The sequence below is a fragment of the Kroppenstedtia sanguinis genome (assembly GCF_050433445.1).
GTDB lineage: Bacteria > Bacillota > Bacilli > Thermoactinomycetales > DSM-45169 > Kroppenstedtia > Kroppenstedtia sanguinis.
The window spans coordinates 1-22,370 of the sequence record NZ_JBNPXF010000026.1 but is presented as its reverse complement, the minus strand read 5'-3'; the positions used below and the strand labels follow the sequence as shown (position 1 = coordinate 22,370).

General features: G+C 52.1%; 19 protein-coding genes and 2 riboswitches. Of the genes, 13 read left to right on the top strand and 6 right to left on the bottom strand.

The features are described from left to right. The first annotated feature begins 218 nt into the window (after positions 1-218). Together uvrC and mobA are read left to right on the top strand one after the other, a co-directional pair. Positions 219-2,021, top strand: a complete 1,803-nt coding sequence (gene uvrC / locus JOD24_RS13800) for an excinuclease ABC subunit UvrC (RefSeq protein WP_429247102.1) — start codon at positions 219-221, stop codon at positions 2,019-2,021. After that, entirely contained in the window at positions 2,014-2,616 is a 603-nt protein-coding gene (gene mobA / locus JOD24_RS13795) for a molybdenum cofactor guanylyltransferase (RefSeq protein ID WP_429247101.1), read from the top strand. Before uvrC ends, mobA begins: the two co-directional genes overlap by 8 nt. Positions 2,617-2,668: 52 nt before the next feature. Here the strand turns inward: mobA and tatA are convergent, their stop codons facing one another. Then, entirely contained in the window at positions 2,669-2,872 is a 204-nt protein-coding gene (gene tatA, locus JOD24_RS13790; protein WP_380163409.1) for a twin-arginine translocase TatA/TatE family subunit, read from the bottom strand. A 299-nt stretch (positions 2,873-3,171) separates the two neighbouring features. Here tatA and JOD24_RS13785 point away from each other — a divergent pair, with 299 nt between their 5' ends. The 10 genes from JOD24_RS13785 (at position 3,172) to sdhB (ending at position 15,074) form a co-directional block, all read left to right on the top strand. Beyond that, complete coding sequence (locus JOD24_RS13785; RefSeq protein WP_380163411.1) at positions 3,172-3,495, top strand: SCP2 sterol-binding domain-containing protein; 324 nt, start codon at positions 3,172-3,174, stop codon at positions 3,493-3,495. A 217-nt stretch (positions 3,496-3,712) separates the two neighbouring features. Continuing rightward, positions 3,713-3,897, top strand: a riboswitch (Lysine riboswitch). A gap of 105 nt (positions 3,898-4,002) precedes the next feature. Beyond that, positions 4,003-5,247, top strand: a complete 1,245-nt coding sequence (locus JOD24_RS13780) for an aspartate kinase (protein ID WP_380163413.1) — start codon at positions 4,003-4,005, stop codon at positions 5,245-5,247. Between the two features lie 255 nt (positions 5,248-5,502). Continuing rightward, the gene (locus JOD24_RS13775) at positions 5,503-7,149 is read left to right on the top strand and encodes a peptide ABC transporter substrate-binding protein (protein WP_429247100.1); all 1,647 of its coding nucleotides are present in this window, start codon (positions 5,503-5,505) and stop codon (positions 7,147-7,149) included. A gap of 81 nt (positions 7,150-7,230) precedes the next feature. Further along, positions 7,231-8,163, top strand: a complete 933-nt coding sequence (locus JOD24_RS13770) for an ABC transporter permease (protein ID WP_429247099.1) — start codon at positions 7,231-7,233, stop codon at positions 8,161-8,163. A 3-nt stretch (positions 8,164-8,166) separates the two neighbouring features. Further along, positions 8,167-9,087 carry an ABC transporter permease gene (locus JOD24_RS13765; protein ID WP_380163419.1) on the top strand — a complete coding sequence of 307 codons (921 nt, stop codon included), beginning with the start codon at positions 8,167-8,169 and terminating at the stop codon, positions 9,085-9,087. 11 nt (positions 9,088-9,098) lie between these two features. Then, positions 9,099-10,124 (top strand): ABC transporter ATP-binding protein, encoded by a 1,026-nt coding sequence (locus tag JOD24_RS13760; protein ID WP_380163421.1) that lies wholly within the window; start codon positions 9,099-9,101, stop codon positions 10,122-10,124. 76 nt (positions 10,125-10,200) lie between these two features. Continuing rightward, a riboswitch (SAM riboswitch) is annotated at positions 10,201-10,306 on the top strand. Positions 10,307-10,414: 108 nt separating this feature from the next. Further along, the gene (gene metX, locus JOD24_RS13755) at positions 10,415-11,545 is read left to right on the top strand and encodes a homoserine O-acetyltransferase MetX (protein WP_380163423.1); all 1,131 of its coding nucleotides are present in this window, start codon (positions 10,415-10,417) and stop codon (positions 11,543-11,545) included. 318 nt (positions 11,546-11,863) lie between these two features. Continuing rightward, a complete protein-coding gene (locus JOD24_RS13750) occupies positions 11,864-12,514 on the top strand; it encodes a succinate dehydrogenase cytochrome b558 subunit (protein ID WP_380163425.1) in 651 nt (216 codons plus the stop codon). Positions 12,515-12,531: 17 nt separating this feature from the next. Then, entirely contained in the window at positions 12,532-14,304 is a 1,773-nt protein-coding gene (sdhA, locus tag JOD24_RS13745; RefSeq protein WP_429247098.1) for a succinate dehydrogenase flavoprotein subunit, read from the top strand. Next, on the top strand, positions 14,301-15,074 hold the full coding sequence (sdhB, locus tag JOD24_RS13740; RefSeq protein WP_380163429.1) for a succinate dehydrogenase iron-sulfur subunit: 774 nt from the start codon (positions 14,301-14,303) through the stop codon (positions 15,072-15,074). Before sdhA ends, sdhB begins: the two co-directional genes overlap by 4 nt. A gap of 60 nt (positions 15,075-15,134) precedes the next feature. Here sdhB and JOD24_RS13735 read toward each other — a convergent pair whose 3' ends face one another. From JOD24_RS13735 to JOD24_RS13715, 5 genes are all read right to left on the bottom strand, one after another. Beyond that, the gene (locus JOD24_RS13735) at positions 15,135-16,025 is read right to left on the bottom strand and encodes a DUF1002 domain-containing protein (protein WP_380163431.1); all 891 of its coding nucleotides are present in this window, start codon (positions 16,023-16,025) and stop codon (positions 15,135-15,137) included. Between the two features lie 92 nt (positions 16,026-16,117). Next, positions 16,118-18,172, bottom strand: coding sequence for a penicillin-binding transpeptidase domain-containing protein (locus JOD24_RS13730; RefSeq protein WP_380163433.1), 2,055 nt, complete (start codon positions 18,170-18,172; stop codon positions 16,118-16,120). 171 nt (positions 18,173-18,343) lie between these two features. Then, the gene (locus JOD24_RS13725) at positions 18,344-19,894 is read right to left on the bottom strand and encodes a fumarate hydratase (protein WP_380163435.1); all 1,551 of its coding nucleotides are present in this window, start codon (positions 19,892-19,894) and stop codon (positions 18,344-18,346) included. Between the two features lie 364 nt (positions 19,895-20,258). After that, positions 20,259-20,513: a DNA alkylation repair protein gene (locus tag JOD24_RS13720; protein ID WP_380163437.1), complete on the bottom strand. Its 255-nt coding sequence runs from the start codon at positions 20,511-20,513 to the stop codon at positions 20,259-20,261. 106 nt (positions 20,514-20,619) lie between these two features. Continuing rightward, positions 20,620-21,492 carry a hypothetical protein gene (locus JOD24_RS13715; protein WP_380163439.1) on the bottom strand — a complete coding sequence of 291 codons (873 nt, stop codon included), beginning with the start codon at positions 21,490-21,492 and terminating at the stop codon, positions 20,620-20,622. A 134-nt stretch (positions 21,493-21,626) separates the two neighbouring features. Between JOD24_RS13715 and JOD24_RS13710 the strand changes: the two genes are divergently transcribed. Then, positions 21,627-22,106, top strand: coding sequence for a hypothetical protein (locus JOD24_RS13710; protein ID WP_380163441.1), 480 nt, complete (start codon positions 21,627-21,629; stop codon positions 22,104-22,106). Positions 22,107-22,370 lie beyond the last annotated feature (264 nt).

Here is a 22,370-nt window from a genome sequence, read left to right as displayed (position 1 = left end):
TTTGACATAAAACCATCTTATCCTGACGGTAACGGTCGGACAAGAAGTAGTTGCTCTAAAAATATACTTTCATACCTGTAAAACGGGATTTGCCCTCGGGGTGGTTCAATTTTTCCAGGATCGACAAGCTGCCACACAGGCTCTCCCCCTAACCCGAGATGAAACCGGCGCATCCGGCATGGAGGGTATGGTAAGATGAGCCTTAGGAGGTAAGCATGATGAAGGAAAAAATCCGCGAGAAGCTCTCTCTCCTTCCAGAGAAACCCGGTTGTTATCTGATGAAAAATCTGCGCAATGAGATTATTTACATCGGGAAGGCGAAGATCCTTAAAAATCGGGTTCGCTCTTATTTTACAGGAAGCCATGACGGAAAGACCCAACTCTTGGTCTCGGAAATTGAGGACTTTGAATATATCGTGACGGAGAGTGCCACTGAAGCACTGATTCTGGAAGCCGTCCTGATCAAGCAGCACCGCCCTCACTACAATGTGCTGATGAAGGATGACAAGTCTTATCCCTACATCCGACTGACACGGGAAACTCATCCTCGGTTGGAAGTGACCCGGAAGGTAAAAAAGGACGGATCTCGTTATTTCGGCCCCTACCCTAATGCCCAGGCGGCTCAACAAACCAAGAAGCTGTTAGATAAACTTTACCCATTGCGAAAATGTCGGACCCTTCCCAAGCGGGTCTGTCTCTACTACCATTTAGGACAGTGCCTGGCTCCCTGCGAGTTTGACGTGGATCCTTCCCAATATGAGGAGATGATTCGGGAGATCAGTCGTTTTCTCAATGGTGGTTTTCAGGATGTGCAAAAGGAACTGGAGCAGAAGATGCATCGGGCAGCAGAAGAGTTGAACTTTGAACGAGCCCGGGAACTGCGGGACTTGATCCAACATATCGAAGCGGTGATGGTGAAACAAAACATCATCATGAAAGACAATCTCGATCGGGATGTATTTGGGTATGCGGCGGACAAGGGGATGATGTGCGTTCAGATCTTCTTTGTCCGCCAGGGAAAGCTGATTGAGCGGGATGTTTCCATCTTCCCTTACTACGGGGAGGAGACAGAGGATTTCCTTTCCTATGTGACTCAGTTTTATCATGAAAAACCGACATTGCCCAAAGAGATCAATCTTCCAGAGGCGGTGGATGCTGGGTTGCTGGGAGATTGGTTGACCGGGGTTCATGTGCATATTCCGCAGCGAGGGATGAAGAAACGCTTGGTGGAAATGGCCAATGAAAACGCGCGAATTGCTCTGACAGAACGCTTTAAGCTTCTGGAACGGGACCAAGGTCGGACCGTGGAAGCGATTCATCGCTTGGGAGAAGCGATGGGAATCGGTTCCCCCCAACGGATCGAGGCCTTCGACAATTCTAATATCCAGGGGACGGATCCCGTTTCGGCTATGGTGGTGTTTACCGATGGGGTCCCTGATAAGAAGGAGTACCGGAAATTCAAGATCCGTTCGGTTCAGGGGCCCGATGATTACGAAACCATGCGGGAAGTGATCCGCCGGCGCTACACTCGGGTGCTGAAAGAGAACCTTCCTTTGCCGGATCTGGTGTTGGTAGACGGGGGGCGGGGCCAGATGTCGGCGGCGATCGATGTTCTGGAAAATGAGCTGGGTTTGTTTATTCCCGTCGCCGGTTTGGTCAAGGATGAACGTCATAAAACCGCCAGCCTCCTCTTTGGCGATCCCCCAACAGAGGTGGAGCTTCGCCGTGGTAGCCGGGAGTTTTATCTGTTACAGCGGATTCAAGAGGAAGTGCATCGGTTTGCGATTTCCTTTCATCGTCAGACCCGGGGGAAAACCATGACCCGCTCCCTTCTGGACGAGATCCCTGGGGTGGGGAAGAAGCGAAAACAGATCCTGTACAAGCACTTTGGCTCTCTGGAGCGGATGCGGCGAGGAAGTGTGGAGGAGTACCGGGAGGCGGGAATCGGTGACAAATTGGCCCGGGAGATCTTGGATTACCTACGGCAAAAGAGTACAGACTTCGGAGAGAAAAATGACTGATGGGATGCAGACTGCGGGATTGATTATCCTGGCGGGGGGGCAATCTCGCCGAATGGGCTGGGATAAGGCTCTTCTCCCGCTGGCAGGGGAGAAGATGGTGATGCGGACGATCCGGCGCTTGTCTCCTCAAGGGGAGTGGGTCGTCTTGATCAGTAGCAACCAGCCAGAGAAATTTGCGGGATTCCAGGCGCTGGTGGTGCCAGATCAACTGGGGGGAGCCGGGCCTTTGGCGGGGATTCATGCCTGTCTGCAAAGGTCTCCCTGTGAGCTGAATCTGGTGACAGCCTGTGACCTTCCATTTGTCTCTGCAAAGATAGCCCGGCAACTCCTGGCCTGGGCAGACACTGGTACCTGGGATGCAGTCGTTCCTATGGAGGGGGAGCGAATGCACCCCTTGTTTGCGGTATACCATCGTCGATGCCACAAGCAGTTGGAAGTATTTTTAAAAGGGGGTGGCCGCCGGGTGGGCGATTTTCTAAAAGAAGTGGAAACCCGTTATGTATCTGGCCCATTTCCTGAGGGGGTCTTTTTCAATATGAACCGACCTGAAGACTACCGCGAGGCGATCGCCCGTGAAGAGGGAGACTTGGAGTAACGGATGGTAGCAGGCAAAAAAACAACCCCCGGCTAGGGCCGGAAGTTGCTGGTTAGGACTTTCGCTCGATTTCCCGGGTCGTATCGGAACCTTCTTTTTTCTCTTCTTTCTCATCAGTGATTCCGGAGACACTGTCCTTAAATTCCCTCAGGGTGCGACCAGCGGCCCGTCCCAATTCAGGCAGTTTTTTGGGACCGAACAGAATGAGGGCAGCCAGGATAATCAAGATCAATCCAGGAACTCCAATGTTGCTCACGAGGACTCACTCCTTTGACTCCGGTCCGGTGATCGGTGATGATCAGATCACTGATCAAGTGTACGTTTTTTCCTACTTGGTATTATACTGCCCGACTGCAGGAAAGCCAAGTTAACGTTTTATGTCAGTTGTGTTAGGTAACTATATTTTGCATGGGTAGATCTCAAGGGAGAATGTTGCTTCGCCTAGCCTTGGTTTTATGTCTATTTAGGCGTAGCGTCATTGACAAAGGATGGTTCTCCGTAATAAAATAATTCCAATTCATTATGAATAATCATTCATTTTCAGGAGGTTCCAGCATGTCCATCCAAGAGACCATCACCCAGCTGACAGACAAGATGAACCAGGAACCGGAGGGCATCCAGGGGATCGAAGCAGTCTACCAATTTGACGTCGAAGACTCCGGCATTCATCAGGTCCGATTAACAGAGGGATCCGCAGAATATCGAACAGGGGAAGAGTGGACGGCTGACTGCATTTTAACTATGAAGGAGGCGAACTTTACAAAATTGTCTGCCGGTGACTTGGATCCCACTACGGCATTCATCACAGGAAAGTTGAAGGTAAAAGGGAATTTGTCCCTGGCTGTTCGTTTGCAGTCCTTATTTGCAAAATATAGATGAATGGCTCGACCGCTCTGACTAATTTTGGCTCTGTCAGTCCTCAGGGGCATGGAGCCTTTCTATCCTTCCACAGCCACGGTATAGCGGTGGGAAGATACCAAAATCTTCGCTTGTGGAGAAGGAGTCCCTGTGATAGGATCAATTACAATTAGATGACAGGCGGGGATCTGAATTTCAGGGCTTCTCCAGCAGAAATTGAATAGTATCCTCACGTTCGGTGTGAACTAGAGGAGCGGATCGTCATCAGTACCCGTCGGGAGGTTGCGGTAGCCTTGGAGCGGCGGGGAAAGGGACCTCCGCCGAAGTTTCCCGCCCGCCGCAGAGCCGGGGAACTGGGCCCGTCCTTGAATAAAGGCGGGACTGTCACGACCCCTGTTCGGGGCGTGGAGCACTGTGTATCACTGGGAGCGGTCGAGGCTGTTTTCGTCGATGAGACGACAGCTGGATCTTCCAGCTGTCGTCTTTTTATTTTTAACGTGAATTGAGGAGAGGAGAGGGCGAACCTACATGGGACTTGTGGTTCAGAAGTTTGGCGGGACCTCCGTCGGAAGTGTGGAACGAATCAAGAAAGTGGCGGAACGGATCCTCCGTACTCGAGAGGGAGGCGATCAGGTGGTGGTGACGGTCTCGGCTATGGGTAAGACCACCGACCAGTTGGTCGCCCTGGCGGAAGAGATCAGTGACCATCCACCACGACGGGAGATGGATGTCCTGCTGACCACCGGGGAGCAGGTCAGTATCGCCCTTTTGTCCATGGCTCTGTGGGAGTCAGGGGTGGAAGCCTGTCCGATGACCGGTTGGCAAGCGGGGATTCATACCAATGGGGCTCACGGAAGCGCGAGGATTGAACGGATTGATCCGACTCCGATCCAAAACGGTCTGGATCAGGGGAAAATCGTAATTGTGGCTGGCTTCCAGGGGATTTCGGAGACTGGGGAGATCACCACCCTAGGCAGGGGGGGCTCTGATACCACGGCAGTCGCATTGGCGGCGGCACTGCAGGCGGATCGATGTGAGATCTATACAGATGTGACAGGAGTGTTCACGGCAGATCCACGGATCGCACCGAGAGCGGGCAAACTTTCCGAAATCAGTTTTGAGGAAATGTTGGAATTAGCCAATCTGGGGGCAGGGGTGCTCCACCCTCGATCCGTTGAATGTGCGATGACCCACCAGGTGCCGCTGGTAGTTCGGTCCAGTTTTGTGGAAGAGGAAGGAACCTGGGTGAAGGAGGCGGACAGCATGGAAGAAGAATTGAATGTCAGGGGTGTAGCCCATGATCTGGATGTGGCCCGCATCAAAGTGCTGGGACTTCCCAACCGCACAGAGACTCTGACCCAGCTGTTTCAGAAGCTGGCGGAGGCTCAGATCAATGTGGATATGATTGTTACCAGTGAACATGATGATGAGCGGATCGACGTAGCTTTTAGTGTACAGGAGCAGGAGTGGGAGCCCGCGGGTCAAGTGATTGAAAAGCATCAGAAAGAGTTAGGTCACCTGAAACTTTTATCGGAAACAGGGTTGGCCAAAGTGTCTGCTGTGGGTGCTGGAATGGTCACTCATCCGGGGGTGGCGGCCAAGATGTTCACCTCTTTGTCAGATGCCGGTATTCGGATTAAGATGGTCTCCACCTCGGAAATCAAAATCTCCTGCGTCATCCCCAGAGAACAGGCGGGCCAGGCGGTACGAGAGCTCCACACCGTCTTTGAACTGGATGTGAAGGAGTCAGTGCTGGCGACTGCGAATTTATAAAGGAATCGCTGCTGTCGACTTTACAATCGTCTGGAAGGGAGTTATCCCCTTTCAGACGATTTTTATTTAAAAAAATAATGAGCAATGGGGGAAAGGTTGGATTATTGGGAAGGATTTTTCCGGCGAACTGAGAATATAGTTATATGGATTTGGGTGGAGTCGTCCGATGGAATGGGTCATCATCGTTTAGTCTTATCGGATGGAGACCGGGACGATTTCGATCCGGACACTGATTTCAAGGGGGTTGAATTAGTCATGGGCAAAGGGATTTCCAGGGGAATCGCACTGTTGGTCGTCTGCAGCATGGCCTTTCTGGCCGCTTGCGGGGGAGGCAGCAGCGCGGGCAAAGGGGGAAAAGGAAAACTGGCGGAGGATCAGGAGATCACATTGGGCAATATCCCCAGTGAACCGCCGGGGCTGGATCCCATGGAGGCGAAGGACAGCGTTTCAGGGGATGTTTTATCCCAGACGATGGTGGGCCTCACCAAAATGGACAAAAAAGGGAAACCGGTTCCGGGACTCGCGGAAAAGTGGGATGCCAACGAGGATATGACCCAAATCACCTTTCATCTCCGGGATGCCCAATGGTCCAACGGGGATCCTGTCACCGCAGAGGATTTTGAATATGCGTGGAAACGGATGCTGGACCCGAAAAACGGGGCGGTTTATGCTTATCAACTCTTTTATTTGAAAAATGGGGAAAAGTATAACAAAGGCGAAGCTAAATCTGAAGAGGTAGGCGTCAAAGCGGTAGATGACAAAACCTTGGAGGTTCAACTGGAACAACCGACTCCCTACTTTCTCGGCCTGACCACTTTCTATTCATTGAAGCCGGTGCCGAAAAAGGTGGTTGAGAAAAACAAGGACTGGGCCAGTGAAGCGGACAGTTATGTATGTAATGGTCCTTTCAAGGTGAAGAGTTGGAAGCACGATTCTAAGATTGTACTGGAGAAAAATGATAAGTATTATGATGCGGACAAGGTGAAACTGACCCAGATCAACATGCCCTTTATCGCGGAGCAAAAAACCGGCTATCAGATGTTCCAGACAGGGGATGTAGATTCCTCCAACAGCAATATCGTGCCAGCGGATCTGACCAAGAAACTGTTGGATAGCGGAGAAGCGAAAGGAGAACCGCAGATCGCCACGTATACGGTGGAATTCAACACTAAAAAGAAACCCTTCAACAACAAAAAGGTGCGAAAAGCCTTCTCTATGGCCATCGACCGAAAACAAATTGTGGAGAATGTGCTAGAGGGGGGACAAGAGCCTGCCAACGGTTGGGTGCCCTGGGGAATGCCGGACTTTGCTGCAAATAAAGATTTTGCTGAAGTACATGGCAAGTATATCGAGCCTACCGCCCAAGCTGACGAAGCCAAGAAGCTACTGGAAGAAGGGCTGAAAGAGGAAGGCCTGAAAAAGATGCCCGAGATGACCTATCTTTACAACACCGATGAAGGTCACAAGAAGATTGCGGAAGCCTTGCAGCAGATGTGGAAGAAAAACCTGGGTGTCAATGTCAAACTGGGCAATGTGGAGTGGAAGGTCTTCATCGAGCGGAAGACCGCCGGCGATTATGATTTTGCCCGCTTTGGCTGGTTGCCCGATTACATCGATCCAATGACCTTCATGGATGTGTATATGACCGATTCCGGTAACAATGATCCCAAGTACAGCAACAAGAAATTTGATGGGCTGATCGAGAAAGCGAAATCGACAGCAGATCAGAAGGTGCGGATGCAGGCGCTACACGAGGCTGAGGACATCTTGATGGATGAGATGCCGGTGGCACCTTTGTACTGGTATACCCGGGTTTACATGGATAAAGATTACGTGAAGAACGTGTACCGGGCGCTTGACGGCAGTGTATTTTATGAAGATGCCTATCTGCTCGAGAAGTAAATTGGACTTTGTTGGGGAGCCAAGTCACCCACCTCGGGCGGGTGACTTGGTCTGTCCCATGGATGGTGGGAGGTGGAGAACTTGCTCCGATATGTGGGAAAACGTCTGGTGTTGATGCTGATCTCCTTATGGTTGATCGCTTCCCTCACTTTTGTTCTGATGCATTCGATTCCGGGGGATCCGTTCACTTCGGAGAAAAAGTTGCCCAAGCAAACCATGGAGAACATGAAGGCGAAATATGGCTTGGACAAGCCGCTACCGGCGCAATATGTCCAATATATAGGTAATCTTGCGAAATTTGATCTGGGAATCTCCATCAAAAGCACGACGCGAACGGTGAACGACATTTTGGAAGAGGGATTTCCTGTCTCCGCTCAGTTGGGGCTACAATCGATTTTGGTGGCCTTAGTGGCGGGAATTGTGATGGGAATGGTCGCGGCTGTCCGGCAAAATCGACTACCTGACTACATTCTGATGGTGTTGGCGGTGATCGGATTATCGGTGCCTGCTTTTGTGCTGGCACCACTGTTTCAGAAATACTTCGGTATGAAATGGGATCTGTTGCCGGTATGGGGATGGGGAGAATTCGATAAAACCATCCTGCCTTCCATCGTCCTGGCCTTTTCCCCTCTGGCCTTGGTCACCCGCCTGACACGGTCCAGCATGTTGGAAGTGATCGGTCAGGATTACATCCGGACAGCTCGGGCCAAAGGCCTTCCGCCGATCCGGGTGATGAGCCGCCACACTTTGCGTAATGCGATCATTCCGGTGGTGACCATCATGGGCCCATTGACGGCGGCGATCTTGACCGGAAGCTTTGTGGTGGAGCAAATATTTGCGATTCCGGGGTTGGGTAAGTATTTTGTGGAGAGCATTACAAACCGGGATTATCCGGTGATTATGGGGGTTACCATTTTTTACTCGGCATTCTTGATTCTAATGAATTTCTTGGTAGATCTGTTGTACGGCTGGATTGATCCCCGCATCAAACTGAGCGGGAAGGAGGCGAGTTAATCCGTGGCGATTCCAGCGGAGAAATTTCAACGGGTGGAGAGAAGGCAAAAAGAAGCAGAGGCGATCCGGCGTCCCAGGGTTTCTTACTGGAAGGATGCATGGATCCGTTTGCGGAAAAACTGGCTGGCCATGGGTGGACTCGTTGTCATTCTGTTGCTCGTGTTGATGGCGCTGGTGGGTCCGTATATGCTTCCTTATGAATACTATGAGATCGATCTCACGGATGGGAAAAATCTGGAGCCTTCCGGTGAACATTGGTTTGGAACCGATGACCTGGGGCGGGATATGTTTGTCCGAACTTGGTATGGAGCGCGGATTTCACTGACGATTGGGGTGGTGGCTGCCCTGATCGACCTGGCGGTCGGGGTGTTATACGGAGGCATTTCCGGCTATAAGGGGGGGCGCACCGACGAGATCATGATGCGGATCGTCGATGTGCTGTGGGGCCTTCCCTACCTGCTGGTGGTGATTCTGTTGCTGGTGGTGATGGGGCCAGGCCTATTGACGATTATCATCGCCTTGTCCGTCACGGGCTGGTTGAATATGGCTCGCTTGGTCCGGGGTCAGATCTTACAATTGAAGGAACAAGAATTTGTGTTGGCTTCCAAAACCCTGGGAGCCTCCACGAAACGGTTGATGATAAAGCATCTGATCCCCAACACCATGGGGCCAATTCTGGTGATGATCACTTTCTCCGTGCCCAACGCCATCTTTTCGGAGGCCTTTCTCAGTTTTCTGGGTCTGGGGGTTCAAGCTCCCATCGCCAGTTGGGGAACGATGATCAACGATGCCCTGGTGGTGGTTTTATCTGATGAATGGTGGCGGCTCTTCTTCCCGGCTCTTTTCCTCAGCTTGACTCTGTTGGCTTTTAATGCTTTCGGCGACGGACTGCGGGATGCCCTGGATCCGAAAATGAGAAAGTGAGGTGGGATCAGATGAAAACCATACTGGAAATCAACGATCTTCATGTATCATTCAGTACCTACAACGGGGAAGTTCAAGCGGTGCGGGGGGTGAATCTCCAACTGGAAAAAGGGGAGACCCTAGCGATTGTGGGCGAATCGGGGAGTGGTAAAAGTGTGACGGCTCAGTCCATCGTTCGCTTGATCCCATCTCCCCCGGGAAGGATTAAACAGGGAGAGATCCTCTTCGAAGGAAGAGATCTGACTCAGGTACCGGATCGGGAGATGTTCAAGATCCGGGGGGCAGAGATCGGGATGATCTTCCAGGATCCGATGACCTCCCTCAACCCGACCATGACGGTAGGCAAACAAATCATGGAAGGGTTGATGTGGCACCAGAACCACGGAAAGGATCAAGCCCGGGAGAAAGCGGTGGAGATGCTTCGCTTAGTGGGAATCCCCAACCCGGAAAGTCGGGCGAATCAATACCCCCACCAATTCAGCGGAGGCATGCGTCAACGGGCGATGATCGCCATCGCTCTAGCTTGCAACCCCAAGATTCTGATCGCCGATGAACCGACCACGGCTCTGGACGTTACTATTCAGGCGCAGATCCTGGAGTTGATGAAAGAACTGCAAAGCAAGACGGAGACAGCCATTATATTGATCACCCACGATCTGGGGGTGGTGGCAGAAATGGCTCGGCGGGTGGCGGTGATGTATGGAGGGATCCTGGTGGAGACCGGAACTGTGGAAGATATTTTTTACCGCTCCCGTCATCCCTACACTTGGGGCTTGATGGGTTCCATGCCCAGATTGGATCAGAAACGGGAAGAGGATTTGGTCCCTGTCCCTGGATCACCGCCGGATCTGTTGGATCCGCCCCAGGGCTGTCCCTTTGCCGATCGTTGTCCCTACGCCATGCAGATTTGTCATGAGGAGATGCCGGAGGGGACCGAGGTTGCCGGCTCCCATCAGGTTCACTGCTGGTTGGAGCATCCCGATGCTCCAGCAGTGGATCCAAAAGGCGAGTTGAAGGTGAATATCGGTTCCAGATAATCGAACCCTGTCCGTCTGCTTGACAATCCGCCAGAATCATCATATGATGAACAAAATTCCATAGATCGATCAATTCTTCTTATCCAGAGCGGTTGAGGGACTGGCCCGATGAAACCGCGGCAACCCCCCTTACAAAGGGAATGGTGCCAACTCCTGTCGGGCGTTTGCCTGGAAGATGAGAAGAGGCGTGGAAGACCATGTCCGGAATTTACCCACCCTCTTCTTTGGAAGAGGGTGTTTTACATGTGGCGAAGTTCGGTCGATGATTTGGCGAGACAGGGGGATGGATGATGCCAATCTCTACCCGGATTTTTGAAAAGAAAAAAGTATCCGTCGGCGCGGTCCGATTGGAGAGCGGAGAAACTCTTTCGCAAGTGGAAGTGGCAGTGGAAGCGGTCGGAAGCGAACCCAAGGTGGACGGGAGCAACATTGTGCTGGTTTGCCATGCGCTGACCGGGGATGCCCACGCGGTAGGGGATGAAGAGTCCCCCGGATGGTGGGACGGTCTGATCGGTCCAGACAAATGGATCGATACCAACCGCTACCATGTGTTGACCCTTAATGTATTGGGGGGATGTGGAGGGACGACGGGTCCCTCTTCCATGGATCCCACGACGAATCAACCTTACGGCACTCGCTTTCCTCGAGTCAGTATCCGGGATATGGTGTCTGTACAAAAGCGTTGTTTGGAAAAACTAGGGATTCGGCGGGTGGAAATGGTGATCGGCGGCTCTATGGGGGGCATGTTGGTCTTGGAGTGGGGAATCCTCCACCCTGGCTTTGCACGAAAACTGGTCCCCCTCGCTACTGCCGCTGCTCTTACTCCGACAGCCATCGCCTTCAATGATATCGGGCGTCAGGCGATTGTGGCTGATCCCGGTTACCGAGAAGGCCATTATTATCCGGGTCCCGGACCGGTGCAAGGCTTGGCGGTGGCCCGGATGATAGCGATGGTCACCTACCGGACTCCGCAATTGTTTGAAAAACGGTTTAGTCGCAACCTGCAAGCTGGAGGGTCTCCGATTCAAGCCGACTCCCTGTTTCAAGTGGAAAGTTATCTGCGTCACCAGGGAAAAAAGTTGGTGCAACGCTTTGATGCGAACAGCTATCTCTATCTGTTGAAGGCGATGGACACCCATGATCTGGGCCGAGACAGAGGCGGAGTGAAGAGCGCCCTGTCCACCGTCGAGGCAGAAGTGTTGATCGTGGGTATCCGGGAAGATCAACTGTTTCCCATCCAGCAGCAGCGGGAACTGTTCACTCTACTGAAAAGCCAGGGAGTCAAATGTGAGTTGCTGGAGATCTCTTCGGAATACGGTCATGATGCCTTCCTGGTGGAATATGAGGAGACGGGTCCCCGGATCCGGAAGTTCCTCGACCAGGGTCTGAATCAAGGAGTGACTGAACGTTGGATCAGTTGATAGATCCAAGGTAGCGTGCCTGTCCGATGCATCGGGCAGGTTTTTATTTCCGATAGAGGACAGGTTTATAAGACATCAGGTTGGGGCAATTTACCACATAAGCAGGAGGGCCTGACTTGACGCTATATCGAAAGTGAGAGTACAATGATATCGTCTAAGATGTGAAACCTTTCTTTCCCTGAAGAGAAATGTGTTTCATATTTCCACCGGCTACAATAGTAGGGATGTATACCCTTTGGCATAGCCGGTCCAGTTTTGGAGAGAGGGTTCCTTGCAAACATACCGTGTTACTATCAGGGGATTATTGGGGGGGCAAAAATGAGTACGCACCGCAGTTTTTTTAGCAGACGGTTGCATTCCCTGCTGGGTGTGATTCCAGTCGGCTTTTTTTTGGTTGAACACCTGATTACAAACCATTATGCAACCGAAGGGGCGCAAGCCTTTACCGAACAGGTGGAATGGATCTGGGGCATTCCGTTCCTGCCGATTCTGGAGATCTTTTTTATCTTTCTTCCTCTCCTGTACCACGGCGTTTACGGTCTGTACATCGCCTTTACGGCGAAGAACAATGTCGGTAGTTTCGGCCTGTTTCGCAATATCATGTTTATGTTGCAACGCTTGACCGGGGTAATCACCTTGATCTTTGTCACCATGCATGTGTGGGAGACCCGGTTGCAAGTGGCCTTGAACGATTACAGTGCGGATCAGGTGACCCAGCTGACCGCGGATATCCTGTCTAATCCAGTCACCCAGGTCTGGTACACGATCGGTGTCTTAGCAGCCGTGTTCCATTTTTCCAATGGCATGTGGTCTTTCCTGGTCACGTGGGGGATCACCGTGGGTCCCCGGGCTCAACGGATTTCCTCTTATGTCTGGGCCGTGGTGTTCGTGTTGGTCAGTTATATTGGACTGAGCGCCCTGTATGCATTTGCGGATCCGGAATTTACTAACCAGCTGGCACAGTGGTAGAAGGGGGCACTGCCAAAATGAGAAAAGATAAAGTTATCATCGTCGGCGGAGGCCTGGCGGGCCTAATGGCCACGATCCAAGCGGCCGAAGCCGGTGCCGACATCGACCTGTTTTCGATTGTGCCGGTTCGTCGTTCCCACTCGGTTTGCGCCCAGGGGGGCATCAATGGAGCGGTAAACACCAAAGGGGAAGGGGACTCCCCGTGGGAGCATTTTGATGACACCGTTTATGGCGGTGACTTCCTAGCCAACCAGCCTCCAGTGAAAGCGATGTGTGAGGCGGCGCCGGGAATCATCTATCTGATGGACCGGATGGGGGTTCCTTTCAACCGGACTCCGGAGGGGCTACTCGACTTCCGCCGGTTCGGGGGAACCAAACACCACCGGACAGCCTTTGCCGGTGCCACTACCGGACAACAGTTGTTGTATGCTCTGGACGAGCAGGTGCGGCGCTGGGAAGTGGCGGGGAATGTCACCAAGTATGAGCAATGGGAGTTCACTTCTCTGATCCTCGATGATGAGGGCCGTTGCCGGGGGATCGTGGCTCAGGACCGGCGGAGCATGGAGATCAAAGCATTCCGTGCCGATGCGGTTATCTTGGCCACGGGAGGTTCTGGAATCATCTTCGGCAAATCGACCAACTCCATGATTAATACGGGCACGGCTGCCAGTGCGGCTTACCAACAAGGCGCCTATTATGCCAACGGCGAATTCGTTCAGGTGCACCCGACGGCCATTCCCGGAGACGATAAGCTGCGGTTGATGTCCGAGTCCGCACGTGGAGAAGGGGGACGCATCTGGACCTATAAAGACGGGAAACCCTGGTATTTTCTCGAAGAAATGTATCCTGCCTATGGCAACCTGGTTCCGCGGGATATCGCCACCCGAGCGATCTTCAAGGTTTGTGTTGACATGAAACTGGGTATCAACGGGGAGAACATGGTTTATCTGGATCTCTCCCACAAAGACCCGAAAGAGTTGGATGTCAAACTGGGCGGGATCATCGAGATCTATGAGAAATTCATGGGTGAAGATCCGCGTAAGGTTCCGATGAAGATCTTCCCGGCGGTTCATTACTCCATGGGTGGTCTGTGGGTGGATTACAACGGGATGACCAATATCCCCGGTCTGTTTGCCGCCGGAGAAGCCAACTACCAGTACCACGGTGGTAACCGTCTTGGCGCCAACTCCCTGGTTTCCTGTATCTTTGACGGAATTATCACCGGCCCCGCTGCGCTGGAGTATATCCGGGGGCTGGATCGGTCCGCTGAAGATATGCCTTCTTCGCTATTTGAGGGGCATCAGAAGCAGGAGCAAGAGAAGTACGACAACATCCTTAAAATGGACGGGGATGAAAATCCCTACCAGTTGCACAAGGAACTGGGTCAGTGGATGACGGATAATGTGACCGTGGTTCGTTACAACGATAAGCTGAAGCAAACCGATGAAAAAATCCAAGAGCTGATGGAGCGCTACCAGCGAATCAATGTGACTGACACCAGCACCTGGAGCAACCAGCCTGCCTCCTTTGTCCGGCAACTGTGGAACATGCTGGAGCTGTCCCGGGTGATCACCCAGGGTGCTTACAATCGGAATGAAAGCCGGGGAGCTCACTACAAACCGGATTTCCCGGACCGGAATGACGAGGACTGGCTGAAGACGACCAAGGCTAAGTATACGGAAAACGGTCCCGCCTTCGAGTATGAAGATGTGGATGTCTCCCTCATCAAGCCGCGGCCGCGACGCTATGATGTGGCTAAACAAAGTGAGAAGGGGGCGGAAAGCAAATGAGCGAACAGACGGCGACAGCAGTAGAAAAAAAGACCGTTCGTTTTATCATCACACGTCAGGATACCCCCGATAGTGAACCCTATGAAGAGGAGTTTGAGCTGGAATATCGCCCCAATATGACGATCAACTCTTCTCTGATGGAGATTCAACGCACTCCTTACAATGCCAAAGGGGAAAAGGTATCTCCGGTCTCCTGGGAGTCCAACTGTTTGGAGGAGGTTTGTGGGGCTTGCTCCATGGTGATTAATGGAACTCCCCGTCAGGCTTGCTCCACGCTGGTGGATTCGCTGGAGCAACCGATCCGGGTTCAGCCGATGGACACCTTCCCAGTGGTGCGGGATATGGTGATCGACCGGAACCGGATGTTTGATGCCATGAAACGGGTGAAAGCTTGGATCCCAATTGATGGTACTTATGATCTGGGTGCAGGGCCCCGGATGCCGGAAGTGGATCGTCAATGGCGGTATGAATTGTCCAAGTGTATGACCTGCGGAGTCTGTCTCCAGGCTTGCCCCAATGTGAACTCCCGTTCCGATTTCATGGGGCCCTTTATCATCGGTCAGGTGGACCTCTTTAACTCCCACCCCACAGGGGAGATGAACAAAGAGGAACGGACAGAGGCCCTAATCGGTGAAGGTGGGTTGCAGGAGTGCGGGAACTCCCAGAACTGTGTCCAGGCTTGTCCGAAAGGGGTACCGTTGACCACAGCCATTGCCCGTATGAACCGGGAAGGAACCAAGCATATGTTTCGCAAATGGCTCTCCCATTAATCTAAAGGAATGAGAAAACACCCTCCGACAACTCGGAGGGTGTTTTCCTTTGGATTGGCTTTAAGAAAAGATGTTTTTCAGGGAGTTGAACAGATCGGAGATCCAGGCCCACAGCTTATCAAAAAAGCCTTGGGCTTCTTTGGAGTCGACGATTTGGTCGAGATTGCCCTTCAACTTCTCCAGTTGATTGCTGAATTGATCCCAGTCGATATCTAATTGAGAGAACTTATACATCACATTGGTGACGTTATCGATCTCTTGGTTGTTCAGATTGATGTTGAGATCTCCGGCGACATTGACGATAATATCCCGAACTTGTTCTTTGGATTCGGGTTTTTTATCGGCAATCTTTTCTTTGACCTCGGTCATAAACTGGGATGCCTTTTCATTGTCTCCCAATTTCTCGCCCAATTCGGAGGTGCGAACCATCTCTTCATTAGCCACTTGCTTCTGTTCTTCGCTGATGTTTTGGTCAGCAGCGGTTTCAAATGCCTTCAGGATTCCGGTCAGGCCGGCGGTGCCGGAGACCTGCATCGGAGCGGTGACATAGACTTCCGCATCAGTGACGCCGGCGGTGGTCAGAGCGTTGGCATACATTTGTTCCGTGATGGTGGTGATGTTGTTCGTCTTCACTTTGATGCCGGAGCCCTGTTTTGCCAAGGTGATCTTGGCGGAGGAAAGGGCTCGGTTACCGATGGTGGCCCGGTTTAGGTATTTGCCGAGATAGCGGTGTTCTTCCTGGTTGGTGATGGTGATGGTTTCTACATCGGAAGCTACGTTCATTTCTTGAAGGATCTGCTCTTTTTGTTGCGGGTTGAGATCATGTCCCAAAGTGACCACGGTTTCTCCGGCAACCGCATCTGCGGATGCCGGTGTGGGCAAGGCCCATGAGAAAAGCAGGGTGATCACGGTCAGATACAGCAACCCTGAATTCCATCTGTGTCTGTTCATCTTTAGAAAACCCCCTCCGTTACTAATATAGACGAAAATGGTTATCCGGATGTTTCAGTGGGAAGGTCGGATCCTTGGAGCCGGGAGGAAGATCAGCGATAGCGTTCTTCCAGCATCTTTTTAACGGATGGGAAGAGATAGTGGCTACCCCCGCGATCCTGAACTTCATCCACCATGGAGGCGACCACGATATCCGGTTTTTCGCCCTTTTTACCAGCCATCCAAGCCAGCCATCCCAGTTGACGCTCGTCTTTATCATCTTTGCTCGCTTTCAGTTCTGCAGTTCCCGTCTTGGCTCCTAGTTCTACTCCATCCGTCTTCAGATCCCGGGCGGAGCCTTTGGGCAGTTCCACAACTCCGCGGAGTAATTTCCTCACTTGGTTGGCGTTGTCAGGAGTGATCACGTTTTTCTTCCAGATCACCCGCTTTCCCTTTTGATCGGGATCTACGATCAGATAGGGCTGGATCATGTCCCCTTTGTTGGCGAAGGTGGTGTACATTGCCGCCAGATGGAGAGGACTGACCAGGAGTTGTCCCTGTCCGTAGGAGGTATCTGCCAGCAGGATTTCATTATCCAACTTGTTGGAGTTGGAAAACTGGGATGGAGTCATCCCCAGGTCATCCAGCTTCGCATTGAAACCGAATTTTTTGTAGTACTCGATCGTCTTCGCTTCTCCGATTTTTAGACCGACACGGGCAAAGTAAATATTGTCTGACCAGGCGAGGGCCTTAGCGAGATCGACACCGCCCCCTGGATTATCCACTCGGGTCACATAGTAACCGCCCCAGGAGGAGTCTTTCTGCCATTTCCCTTTATCCGTGTTATAGGTGGTATCAAGAGTGATTGACTTGGTGTTTAGGGCGATCGCAGCAGTGATTGGTTTCATGGTGGAGCCGGGAGCATAGGCAAGTTTGGCCCGGTTGGCCAAGGGCTGATCCGATCCGCTGACTCGGGACCACTCATCCTGAGACAGACCCTGAATAAATTGGTTGGGATCATAGGAGGGGGCACTTACCATCGCTAAGATTTCCCCGGTCCGGGGCTGGAGTGCCACACTGGCTCCCTTGTCCTTTTGGATGCCCTGGTAGAGTTGGCGCTGTGTTTTTAGGTCGATGGTGGTTTGTACATCTTTCCCTTTTTTGGCAGGCGTTTCACCAAGGACTGCTTTTTGTTTTCCATCTCCCCGGCTGATCACCACTTTCCATCCGGGGGTACCCCGCAGTTGCTCTTCCAAATCCGATTCCAGGCCGCGATGTCCGATCCAATCCCCGGGTTGATAGCCACCCTTCTCTTTGTATTTCTTTAACTGTTCCTTGGTGATGGGGCGAATATAGCCGGTGACGTGAGCAGTCAGATCTTTTTGCGGATAGACCCGGTCCGATGCATCCTGTACGGTAACACCGGTAATTTTCTGCAGCCGGTCCACCTGTTTGCCGCCTTTCCCATCAAAGACTTGGATCGGAATGAAGCGGCTGGGATCCTTCTTTTCTCCTTGTTTTAATTGTTTCTGGATAGTTTCTGGATCCCGGTTCAATGCTTTGGCCAGTTCCTGGGAAGTTTTTTTGGGTTCCAATACTTCATTGGGTACCATACCCACGGCTGTTTTCTGGGCGTTTGTAGCTAGAGGTTCTCCATTTCGGGCAGTGATTTTCCCCCGGGTTCCCGGTGGGGTTCGGAGAACACCGACCCGGTCTCCCTCTTTCATTTGCGGGAAAATCAGAGAGGGAGTCCAAGCCACGCGCCACCCTTCATCATCTTCCACCATTTTAGCTTGGTTTTTGAAGGAGAGCACTCCCACGGTGTCTGTTTCTATCCTGGAAGAGAAGGGGATGGTTTCCACTTCTTCTTCCGAGGTTTTCCCCAACTTTAGCTGAATCTCTTTTTGTTTGATGCCCTTGGCGATGGATTCGTGCTTTTTGACGAATTCCTTTTGCGTCACCTTTTGTTGTGCATCCTTACTGAGCAATTCGTACATCGAGGCATAATCGCCTTGTTCCCAATGGTTCATGTATTTTTCCAGAACCGCCTGAGGTCCAGGTCCGGAATTTCCTTGAAAGACATAGACCAGTCCTGCAATCGAGGCGATCAAGACCACGACGATCAACAGGGTGATCTTTTTGGATATGGGAAATTTGCTATTGTCCATACTAAATGAATCACCTCTTTGAAGGATGGATAAGTACCCCAACATTCTACCCTTTCTCAGGGCGGCTGTGAATCTATCTTTTGTATAAATTTGTTGTTTGTGGGTTGATTGTGAGAGAAAAGAGAAAAAAAGAAACGGGGTTTGTCCCCGCTTCTCGTCGATGAAATGGGATCAAGAAAAGACAGGCTCTTTAAATTGCGCCAACTTATCCAAAGAATCCATTTCAATGTCTTGGTGCAGACTGTTACCGTGGGCGTCCATGGTGACGATGGCAGCGAAGTTTTTCACCCGCAGATGCCACATCGCCTCTGGTACGCCGAAGTTCATAAAGTCTACCCCTTCCACGCCGGTGATGCAATCAGCATAATATTGGGCAGCTCCCCCGATCGCATTCAAATAGACGGCGCCGTGCTCTTTGAGCCCTTCCAGAGTGCGGGCTCCCATTCCGCCTTTACCGATCACAGCTCGGATCCCGAATTTCTTGATAATGTCAGCTTGATAGGGCTCTTCCCGGATACTGGTGGTGGGGCCGGCTGCTTTGACTTCCCAGCCTCTTTCCGGATGGTTCAACATGACCGGACCACAATGGTAGATCACCCCACCGCTGAGATCCACAGGCGCCTCATGGTCGATCAAATATTTGTGGAGTGCGTCGCGACCGGTATGGATAATTCCGTCCAGGATAACCACATCTCCCACGCGCAGGGAACGGATATCCTCTTCAGTGATAGGAGGCGTCAGATGCACTTCCTGGGAGGAAGAGGTCGTTTCCAAGGAAGCCGGCGCTTCAGTCGGTTCGGTGACAGTGACGGTTTCAGCTTTAGGTTCATCCTTGTAAAGCCAAGAGGTGATTTTTCCGCTGGTGGGATCCAAAGTGACTCCCTGCCGTCGGAAAGCCCAACAATTGTAGGCGACGGAAACATAGAAGCTGGCCGGGATCCGGTGCATACTGCCGATTTTGCATCCGAGCAAGGTGGTATCGCCACCGAAGCCCATGGTTCCGATGCTCAGTTGGTTGGCCTTATCCAGGATATAGTCTTCCAAGCGGGCCAGATCTGGATGAGGGTTGGTGTCATCGATTTTTCGGAACAACTGTTTTTTAGCCAGCTCGTAGCCGGTGGTGCGGTCCCCGCCGATGCCCACTCCGATAAATCCGGCGCTACATCCTTGCCCTTGGGCTTGGTAGACGCTGTGCAGGATGCACTTGCGAATCCCATCCAAGTCCCGACTGGCGCGACCCAATCCCTCCAGTTCACAAGGGAGACTGTATTGGATGTTTTTGTTTTCGCAGCCGCCGCCCTTCAAAATCAGGCGGATTTCAATTTCATCTTTTTCCCATTGTTCGTAGTGGATTACAGGGACCCCTTCCCCCAGATTATCACCGCTGTTTTCCCCACTGAGGGAATCGACGGAATTGGGGCGAAGCTTCCCGGTTTGAGTCGCTTCCACGATCGCTTCCTGGATGGCTCGCGTCAGTTCCATCTGATTGACGCCGACAGGAACATGGATATAGAAGGTGGGCATCCCGGTATCCTGACAGATCGGAGAAACCTTATCCTCTGCCATCTGGATGTTGTCGGTGATAGTGGTCAGAGCCAGTGCAGCCCGGGTGCCGGCGTTCTCTTTTTCCTTGGCTCGAGCGATGGCATGACGTGCATCCGGGGGTAGGTTGGTAGAGGTTTCCGTGATCAGTTGAAGAAGAGATTCTTTAAGTTCACGCATCAGACAAACTCCTTTGTGAGAAATCGGTTTTTTGTCCGAAGGATTGATCTCATAATCCCTTTACCAAAACAAGGTCGGACGGAGGAGGGACGAATTCTTTTTTAAGTCGGAATCCTGAGGCCTCCTGCTTAAATCATCATAACACACCCGAAAAAGGAAAAAGCGCCCCCTCGGGTGATTTTCCCTTCAGGGCGCATGCATTTAAGTTGTCTAAGAAAGACTACCACCCAATTTGCATCACAGCTCTGACCTGGAAGTGGGGTGAAATCAAGGGGGAGGGAGTGTGGGGTTTCGCATGGAGTGACTTGGGTGGTGCCACTCCCCCCATTCCGCCCCTCTTCAAACGCAGTAAATCACAACGCTCCTAAATACTTGGCTCTCCCGTTCCCCGCCGGGCGGTTTTGACAAATCGCTGTTCTGCTTCTACGACTCCACAAACTCCGCACTGAACCCGTAACTCTTCTCCCCGGTACGGAGCTTGTAACGGGTCGGAAGCGTCCACCTCTACAACGATTTCCCCGGTTTGCGGATCTTTTTTCACGGGGCGTACCTGTTGCAGGATCAGATTAAACCGGGTGCGATTGGTACCGCATGCAGGGCAAAGATAGGGATTTTCCATTTTTGACCGTCCACCTCCCGGGATTATTGTTTCCCGGGCCGGTTCCTATATACGAGCAGGGGTGAAGGTCGGGGGAGAAGAGACCCCCTCACTTTCTTTCTAGTACCTATGCTTCCGGAGGTTTTGAAGTCGATTCCGTCAGGGAGCGGTATTTCTCTTGGAGTTGAAGAAAATGGTCTCGGATTTGGGATTTGGACCAGCCTCGATCCGTGAGCAGGAGCAAATGATCCAGCCACAAGGGAGACCAGGATAAATTGAGTGCGGATTGGGTGAAAGCGTGGGCAGCGATCTCCCTCAATCGATGGATTCGACTGCGAAAAACCAAGGGACCCCATCGCTTTTTTTCCACTTTGGGCAGACGGTGATCGGTGCGGCCGAGGCTGGAGGACTCCAAGTGATGAAACCATTCATGATACAGGTGCAGGGCGATCAGGTCATCTGGATGGATCAGGTATCCTGATTGGCGGAAAAACTGTTTCAATTGCTTCAGAGAGGGTTTGTAAATTTCAATGGTGGGTGGTTTCCGGCGATATTGAGCACGGATCCAACTGGAAGAGTTCTGCCCTTTCTGCTCCATAAAGCGGATTCGGACACCGGATTGGATTACCCGGTTGATCAAAGGGGCCAAGTCTCCCTCATACTGTTCTCCCCTGGCGGCATTTTTTCCAAAGGAGATCGCTTCCTCCAGATAGTGAGTCACCCTGTCTTCAGGGAGCAGGGGATACGTCTCATCCTGTTCCAACTCAGTCAGGGCAAGAACAGTAGGTGACAGGGTCGGCCAGTTGTTTTCCAGCGGAATTTGATGTAACCTGTCTTCCCTCTGCCGGTGCCTCTCGGATGGGCCCGGTCCGCGGGACTCGATTCGAACCGTTTTTCCATCCCCCCTCTGTGGCGAATGCGGTCGAAGGCCGGAGATCCATGTCCATCTCCACTTCTCCCGTTTTTTGATTGCTATGAGCTCGGCGGCTTGACCTATCACTGAAAAATCCTGTCTCGATTTCCAGCGGGAGTTGTCTGTATCATAGGACAGGCAAGGAAGGATGCGCTATCATTTGCGCGGGGGTATGATCTTGTCTAATCCGGAGAGATTATGAGAGAAAGGGGCGGTGATCCGTGTTTCTTCATGGTATACCCTTTGTTCATTTGGTCATGCAATTTCCGGTTTTATCCCCTGAAAGAGGGAAACAACGTAAGTCCCCAGTACAAAAAGCGGATGCCCGCCGTCTGGTTCGACATCTGGGGTATGAACCGGTGCATCTGCTTCGCTCATCCCGGGAATATCCCTTGAGCCGATGCATCGAGGAGTGTCTGGGGTATGGGGACACCATCCTCGCCTTCCCGGGGATTCCTTATCCCCGGATTCAGCTCAGCCGCCGGGAATGGGGGGTTCCTCAGCTGAATATTACCCATCATGTCGCCTGGATTCTAACCACCCGGGAGCATGCTCGGGAGTGGATTCAGCAGCGGCTGCCGGAGGTCCCCGTATGGGTTTGGCGACCTGATGTCCCAAGGGCTTTGGATCAGAGAAAGATCTTCCGTGGAAAGCCGACTGGAGTTCATTCCGGAGAACCTGAAGTTCGTATTGGCCCGTGATCCGATCACAGGGAAGACACCGCATACTGTGGCGGTGTCTGATTTATTTAGGACTCCCATTTGACTGTGCAGGAACGATATATCAGCTGAAACAGGCGTGTTGATTAGCCATATTTTGGGTGGGGAGATCGTGTTCACCCACGCGACCGTTGCCATCCGGCAAGGAAGTAAAAACTGGCCGCTCCAAATCTGACCATCGGGCAGGGGCAAAGCCTTACGGAAGCAACACAGGGAAGAGGTTGCCCCTAAACGCCCTCCCTCCAG